This window comes from uncultured Lactobacillus sp., assembly GCF_945290125.1.
Classification (GTDB): domain Bacteria; phylum Bacillota; class Bacilli; order Lactobacillales; family Lactobacillaceae; genus Lactobacillus; species Lactobacillus rizhaonensis.
Genome location: NZ_CALYQV010000075.1, coordinates 1 through 7,533 on the forward strand (window position 1 = coordinate 1; position 7,533 = coordinate 7,533).

Sequence of the window (7,533 nt, forward strand, 5' to 3'; positions counted from 1 at the left end):
TTGAATATCGGCAGTTAGTCCTCAGTTAATAGCTAATATAAAGTGTCCTAATTTTAGGGTTCACATCATTAATTTGATAAATTATTGAGATATTTTTGAAATATGTTTTTATAATAAATACAAAAATGCACCCAATAGCTGATTTTTACTATTAGGTGCATTTAAATTATTTATTTAGTTCTCTTAAAATTATTTATTTGGCCGTCTTTGGCTTAGCAGCTTGACTTGCTTCTTCTGCAGTATTGATCGGACTTAGTCTTACACCCGCAATAAATCTAACATCACTCGCTTTGACATAGCTATCACCAAAATCTACTTGACCACCACCTGTTCCATCTGGCTTATCAGTGGCATAAAATCTATGACCCTTCATATGGTAAAACAGTTCTGCTTTATTTTCGGCTGGCACCCAAATGTAAAGCAATTTATCTACTTTTATGTCACCGCCTTGCTTCCTAATTCTTTGCCCATTAATATCTTTTTTGGTGCCATCGGCATTATAGACATCTGTGTCCTGATAAAATCTAATATAAGAATAATGCTCAAGGTCATAATAATGATGCGGAAGTTCTTTTTGAACTTTAACGTCCAGGCAATAGAGCCAATTATTCGTCCCTTTAATACGATAAATAGTAGGATTAGGGATAGCTGAATGACCAATCTCCTCCGCATAGTTATCTTCTTCAGCCCGGTCGACTACAAAGGTAGTACCTTTTTTAGCCTTTTTAGTAGTTTTGACCCCATTTTTGATCTCATAAATTGGAGCACCATCATCTCTTGTTACTGTTGCGATCGTTTCTTCGGTGTTTGAAGCAGTGATTTTACCCAAGTTGCTGGCTTTCACATATTGCTTTGCGGGACCACCAATACGGTAGTAGCGCAGACCATTCTTAAACTTAACGGTACCACCATAAGTTGTAATAGAAGTCCCCTTTCTAATTAAACGATAGTCAGCCCTGCGTGAGCTGGTAGCGTAAACATAGGAATTATGCTTAACTTCACGTTTAACGCCATCGATATTATTAGCTTTGATATATTGTTTTTTCCCGCTAATTTTATAGTATGGGGCGTAGGGCTTGAAATCTAAGATTAACGGCTTTTTATCAACTTTAACCCGGCGAAAAGCTGGATATTTAGCGTCTACCTTTTGTCCGTTCTCATCATATGCTTGTGACGTATACATAACAGTTCTTATGGTGCTGGGAATCTTTGCCTGAACAGTATGGACTTGCTGATTAAATGTCCAAACGGCAGTTAGTCCTAAAAAAACAGCTGCTAAATAATGAACAAGTTTTTTATTCATGTATTTTAACCTCTCTTCTTTAAAAAATTACTATCTTTTGCCATTGCTTTTATTTTGGGAACAAAAGCGCAAAACGAGACAATAGTAAAAAACAACTAATATAATAACTATTACTAATCATGTACCCCTTTTTATAATTATGGAAGATAAAAAATGATGAATTTAATTAAGGAAATATCTTAATATATAGGAAGATACTTAATTTTAAACTTACTCCGTTAAATTTATACGTATAATAAGAAACATGGAAGGTTTACTATATGACGAAGACCCCAAAAGAAATTATCAAGATTTAATGAAAAGTCTCACTATGTTTAGGTGTTAGGTCCTATTTTTGCCTGTTTAGTATCGTACATGAATACCCTGCTTGCACGGCATTTTGGCTATTGCCAGCCACCCACTTATTTTTGCCTCTTTTTAAACTGCGTTACACTAAAGTAATAAAGCGCACTGAACAATAACGCAAACCCATAAACGTACTGCGTACTCATTGAGCCAAATGTTTGCACAATCCAGCTCCCCGTAAATGTACCTAATGGAATCATTAGCGAAAGTATGCTGTCGTTAATGGTGTCTATTCTACCCAAAACCGCGGCTGAGAAGCTTGTCTGAACCAAGACTTCAAAAACGGTGTTCATCATCGTGCCCCATAAGGACGATACACCCGCGTTAAATAGGGCAAGGTAGATATTGAACCGCACGACTAACGGTACCAATATCCTAAAAATGCCCGTGCCTAAAAAGCAGGCTGCAATAAAAATTTCCATTTTCTTCTGGCCCAGCTTAAAGCGTTGCACCAAAAAGGCACCGATAATGCTACCTGCGGAAGAGGCCATCAGCAATCCCCCATAGCCAATCGCTGAGTCATGGATATAGCTTTGCGCGAAATAAGGCAGCCCAATATCATAAATACCAAAAAAGAAGTTGACCACACAGGGGTAGAATCAATTTCAGGATATTCTTTTCCTCTTTTAAGGTGGTCCAACCCATCCGTAAATCCTTGAGATAAGAGCCAGAAAAGTATTCTTCGCTTTGCAAAAGATCTTTTGCAAGCACGTTTACCTGGATTTTAGCGTAGACAAACAGAGCCAAACCGAAAATGATTGCTGATAAAACAATGGTCATGCTAATGGAAGTAGTAGCAATGATAAAGGTGGTTATGCCGTCTAGCACTAAATCCAATATCTTGTAGCTTACCTGAAAAAGGCCGTTAAAATGCAGCAGATCCTTCTTCTCAACCAGAACGGGCAGCAGCTTATATTCTGTGGGATAAATAATTGAAGACAGAATTGTTGACGCGCTGAACAATAAAAGCAGGAGAACATCAATAGCGATGCTGCTCTTTGCGACTTTTAAAATGAATACTACAACCAGACTAATTAGTGTCTGCAATATGGTTGAAAAGGCCAGCAGCTTTTTGATTGAAAAACTATCGATCAAAGGACCGAAGCCAAACGATACTATGTCTATCCCCGCCTCAATTGAAAAAAGTAAGGCCACCATTGCGGGCGAATGACTGGTTTCTTTGAAATACCAGAGAATCGCCATGTAAAACAGGCTGTCCGCAACATTGGTTGCTATTCGACCGCCTAATAACTTATACACATTTAAATATTTCTTTTTTAACACCACTTTTATAACCTTTTAAACTTAATAAATAACTGCTCATCACCTAGAAACGTTGGCAAGTAACCTGGGTGACCACCAATCCGCAATGCCTTCTCAACCTGTTTTTGCAGGGCATTTATATAGGTGGATTTAACCAGGCCAATTTTTAGCTGCCAGTATGCGCTTGATATCAAGTAGTTCATCTTTTATTTTTTTGCCTTGTTTAGCTTATTGGAAAATAGAGCAGAATAATATCTAGCCGATATTCTGTAAATGATAAATCTAGGACTATTCTTTAAATTATCAAGAAATTCTATTGCATTCTCGACATTGTTTTCTTTATTGAATCTTTTGTTATTCTTATATCTCCAATGTAAATAATTATTACAAATGTCAGCAAAACGTTCATTCATCGGGTCTGATATCGCATCTAACCTTTAAACTTTTTGAAAAAAAGAATTCATCATCATTTCCACAAAATCTTCAGGTAAAATTATGATAGCAGTACTAAATAAACTCAAAGTATTAATGTTAAAAAACCAATTTTCGGTTTCAGTTAAATTGTTAATTACTACTTTCTTAAAACTTTCATCCAATTCATTTATAGAGTCGTTTATATAAGCCATTGCAATTTCCGCACGGAGCTTAAGATTGCTGCTAACGTTACTTTTTATGATCTGCTTATAGCACACTTTCACCTCATTTTTATTGTGAGTGTTTATAGCGACTGTCATCTTTTGTGATAAATTTTGTTCGAGTCGAATTTTTTCACATGAATATGTGTCTTTGATTTTAAATAAGAAATTCTCTAAATTAATGTCATGCATCAATAATATTTCGAGCAAAAGATCGCTACTTATTCTCCTTTTATTATTGACGATACGAGAATAGGCACTGGTAGTTATAATATTTTCAACCATTTCTGTTTCTGTTAAGCCAAGTTCCTCTTGCTCTTTTTTTAAAGCTTCACCTATTGTCATAATATTTATACCTAAATCAAATAATTTATACCTCTCTATTGCTTTTCTACCTTATGTTGGAAAACTTCTCTTATCGCTGGAAAAAGGAAATCTACCGCTAGGATCATCATTTCCAATAGATGACCTACGTAGAAAACTATAACCTGAGCTGAATATATTGCTGCAGGTATGCCAAAAATCGGCTTAGTTACACTACTCACAGCAAATAACCCAAGAATTCCCCAAAAAACTTGTTTGGATAAAGCCTTTTTATGTACAATTCCTAAGTTCTGCAAGAAAAAATAGTACTATATATAATTTATCCATTAAATATGCAGTAACATTCTAAAATTTCTCAGATATATAGAGGTCCTTAGCCAATTTATTTATAGAATCTTTATTATTTCCTACAATTAGCACACTATGCCAATTATATATCAACTATTTTTTTAATATAATAATTCTACAAAAATTTAACGTATAACCAACGCTTCACTATATAGAATTTGAATGAATGCGTATTGGGTTAGACCGCCAATTTCTTGTGCCTCTGCAATAACAACTTTTATTAATTCATTAGAGACTTTCATTGGCGTACCTTTTTTAAAAATTATACTTGTGTAAAGAACAGCTGGTCCGGCTTCAATTATTAATACATCATATTTTTTATTCATTTTGTACCTATACCAAAAAATCAGATATAGATAATAAAACTATAAACTGATACTTCCAACTAATTGTAGTTAAATAAGATTTTTTCTGTTTAATTTATTTAGACAAACTAATGTTTTTTATTAGTAACCAAATCTTGACTAGATAATTTTATATGGTGATAGGCAGATTCATACCTTTTTTTATACTAGTCAAATCATTCAGAATTTGGTTTCTGTATATTTCTAATTTATCCATTTTTAGTCAATTCTGATTTTAACTTATAAAAAATCTTTTTTAGAAAAATTGATATTGTATAGTTCTCTATGGATAATATAATAAGCTCCAACGGGATACAGAAATACTGTACTGCCGTAAGAAATTAAAGAATTTTCATTATACCTAAATACCGCTTTATCATTTATTTAATTTAAAACTAATTATTATATTAAACCAAATTGTATACATTGACTACCTTTTTGACTATAGTCAAATCAAATTGTGGTAACGTTACTTAACTCCTACTTTGGTCAAAACTAGGCAAACGAATTAACCTGATAATACTAATACAATTTTATGGAACTAATGTCATAATTTCGCTAAAGGTTAAAAGCCTTGATTCTGACCTTAAGAATGAAGCGGTTGTGCCATTCAATTCCACTCTTCTCCTTCGAAGTGTAAAGGGTTCTAACTGGGCTAAATCCGTAAAACTGGGCAAAGAGAACCATTTAAATTTTTCAGCTGTACTAACCTAAAGCCTTAAAAGCAGAATTAAATTTATAACTAGAAAAAATAAGTCCTGGAAGTTAAGCAACTTTCGGGACCTTTTTACAGTTTTCTGGACTAATTTAAATAGCATAATACAAAATAATGCACCTAATAGCTGATTCTTACTATTAGGTGCATTTAAATTGTGAATTTTTTCTTGACCGCTTTTGCTCAGTAGTTATAAGCATATTTATGCTGTACCACTGAACTTGCTTAACCAAAAATTCTAAAAGTTAGCCTTCTTCACGTAGCGGTTCAGTCCGATGATGTAGTAATAGCGACCTTTCCGCTTTACTGCACCACCATATGTTCTAACTTTGCGTCCACGCTTCAGACTGGCATGCCTTATTTTCTTTGCTTTTTGATTATAGATGAGTGCATTATGCTTTAACTTACGCTTTTGGCCTGTAATATTAGTGGCCTTCACAAACGTATTATTATCTAAAAGATAATACTTCTGACCATTTATGGTTTCGGTATCATAGGTTGTAATCATCTGGCCTGACATAAGTTCGCCTGTTACCCGCTTACCGTTAATATCATAGAGATACGAATTATGCATTACCATTCTTTCAGTCCCTTTAAGGTAAGTGTAAGTTACGATCTGCGGTTGATAGCTGAAGAAGCCTGTCGCATTATGAGGCCTTGCCTTTAATAAATAACCAGCAAATTTCAGTTCTTGGGTAATGTAGCCATCGCCAACATTACCGCTCAAGATTTTATCAGGTGCCAATTTGAGACCATTTTTATCTTCATAATGAACTCTGACCTCAGCTCCTGCAATCGGCTCTATAGTACCAGATGAATGACTTGGTGGTGTTGGAGTCGGCGGTGTTGGTGGCGTAACCGGATTGACTGGTGGCTTAGGCTCATCAAAGTGTGTGCCCTCACGAACATAAGTATCGGCATCTTTAGCTGGATCATAATTTGCCATTAACTCTTTCGAACTCCACCTATTCTTGCCTTTAGGGTCATTAAGTGTACCATTAGCAACATTGCGCCAAGTGCCATCAGTATCAAAGCCGGTACCCTTGACAATATTATCTTTTCCTAGTTTTAACAAGTTTAGGCTTTGCAAATCATTTAGCATATCGGAAATGTATTTAATTTTGCTCATATCAAAACCGCTAATGTCAAGCCTTTGCAACCGAATATCATACTGAAACATGCTACTCATATTAAAAACATTCGTGGTTTTAAAATTACTGAGATCAAGCTCTGTGATATTCTCACAGTCATTAAACATGTCATTCATTACAGTTACTTTATCAGTATTAAATTTGCTAACATCAATTTTTGTTAATAACTTACATGAAGCAAACATTCCTGACATAGTAGAAACGTTAGCAGTTGAAAAGCCGCTAACATCTAGGTCAGTTAAGTTCCAACAGTTGTTAAACATCCAGTTCATATCAGTGACATTATCAGTTTTGAAATCTTTGCCAAACTTAATGCTTTTTATTGACCAACAATTGTGGAACATAGTACTGGTATTAGTCACCTTACTAGTTTTAAAGTTGCTTAAATCAATTGTATTTAAACTTCTGCATTCTTCAAACATGCCACTTAATTCCGAAACATTTTCGGTATTAAAGGAACTGACATCAATATTTTTAAGACTTACGCAAGAATAAAACATGCTTGACATTGTGGTAACATTGGCAGTATTAAAGTTTTTTAGATTAACATCGCTTAAACGATAACATGATGAAAACATGCTTGTCATATCAGTAATTTGACTAGTATCAAGCTTGTCCAAGCCGTCTATATTAGTTATATAAGTAAAGCCTTTAAATAGATACCTGACTGACCCGCTAATTGCCAAGGGACCCTGAATAACAATATGGTTAACATTTACAGGATCAAGCCCTACATTATATAAAGCATTTGCCAGCGGCTTTGGATCATTAACAGCTGTAGAGCTACCTGGAATAGTTAACGTTTTACTGGACGAATCATAGCTAAGTGAAAGATCACTATCGCCCCATGGAACTGTCCGAGTTCCTCTTGTTGCAATTTTCGCTTTTTTTACTGAATTTGCAGGAGGTGAAGCCGATGCAAATGTTGTTTGCGGTTTAATAATATTTAAACCTACCACAGTCATAGCAATAAAAGCTAAGCATGTTGTAAGTTTAATATTAAAAAGATATTTCCTCATTATTCGTCTCCCTTAAGTAATATAATTCTGCCTAACCCAAGTGTAGCATAAATAACATTTGTTATAAAGCATTCTTTATATATACA

General features: G+C 34.6%; 7 protein-coding genes. All 7 read right to left on the bottom strand.

Annotated elements, in window-relative coordinates; genetic code table 11:
* Positions 1 to 193: 193 nt before the first annotated feature.
* Positions 194 to 1,303, bottom strand: coding sequence for an SLAP domain-containing protein (locus tag Q0K80_RS09320; RefSeq protein ID WP_294605695.1), 1,110 nt, complete (start codon positions 1,301 to 1,303; stop codon positions 194 to 196).
* A gap of 401 nt (positions 1,304 to 1,704) precedes the next feature.
* Positions 1,705 to 2,139, bottom strand: a complete 435-nt coding sequence (locus Q0K80_RS09325) for a hypothetical protein (RefSeq protein ID WP_294605697.1) — start codon at positions 2,137 to 2,139, stop codon at positions 1,705 to 1,707.
* Between the two features lie 67 nt (positions 2,140 to 2,206).
* Complete coding sequence (locus tag Q0K80_RS09330; RefSeq protein WP_294605699.1) at positions 2,207 to 2,935, bottom strand: hypothetical protein; 729 nt, start codon at positions 2,933 to 2,935, stop codon at positions 2,207 to 2,209.
* A 2-nt stretch (positions 2,936 to 2,937) separates the two neighbouring features.
* On the bottom strand, positions 2,938 to 3,114 hold the full coding sequence (locus Q0K80_RS09335; protein ID WP_294605701.1) for a hypothetical protein: 177 nt from the start codon (positions 3,112 to 3,114) through the stop codon (positions 2,938 to 2,940).
* A 234-nt stretch (positions 3,115 to 3,348) separates the two neighbouring features.
* Positions 3,349 to 3,891, bottom strand: coding sequence for a helix-turn-helix transcriptional regulator (locus Q0K80_RS09340; RefSeq protein ID WP_294605703.1), 543 nt, complete (start codon positions 3,889 to 3,891; stop codon positions 3,349 to 3,351).
* 452 nt (positions 3,892 to 4,343) lie between these two features.
* Complete coding sequence (locus Q0K80_RS09345) at positions 4,344 to 4,544, bottom strand: hypothetical protein (RefSeq protein ID WP_046325588.1); 201 nt, start codon at positions 4,542 to 4,544, stop codon at positions 4,344 to 4,346.
* Positions 4,545 to 5,515: 971 nt separating this feature from the next.
* Positions 5,516 to 7,447 (bottom strand): BspA family leucine-rich repeat surface protein, encoded by a 1,932-nt coding sequence (locus tag Q0K80_RS09350; RefSeq protein ID WP_294605705.1) that lies wholly within the window; start codon positions 7,445 to 7,447, stop codon positions 5,516 to 5,518.
* Positions 7,448 to 7,533 lie beyond the last annotated feature (86 nt).

Excerpts from the sequence above, each read along its gene's own strand:
- Q0K80_RS09350 (WP_294605705.1), bottom strand. The coding sequence starts at position 7,447 with ATGAGGAAATATCTTTTTAATATTAAACTTACAACATGCTTAGCTTTT.
- Q0K80_RS09335 (WP_294605701.1), bottom strand. The coding sequence starts at position 3,114 with ATGAACTACTTGATATCAAGCGCATACTGGCAGCTAAAAATTGGCCTG.
- Q0K80_RS09340 (WP_294605703.1), bottom strand. The coding sequence starts at position 3,891 with ATGACAATAGGTGAAGCTTTAAAAAAAGAGCAAGAGGAACTTGGCTTA.
- Q0K80_RS09325 (WP_294605697.1), bottom strand. The coding sequence starts at position 2,139 with ATGGCCTCTTCCGCAGGTAGCATTATCGGTGCCTTTTTGGTGCAACGC.
- Q0K80_RS09320 (WP_294605695.1), bottom strand. The coding sequence starts at position 1,303 with ATGAATAAAAAACTTGTTCATTATTTAGCAGCTGTTTTTTTAGGACTA.
- Q0K80_RS09345 (WP_046325588.1), bottom strand. The coding sequence starts at position 4,544 with ATGAATAAAAAATATGATGTATTAATAATTGAAGCCGGACCAGCTGTT.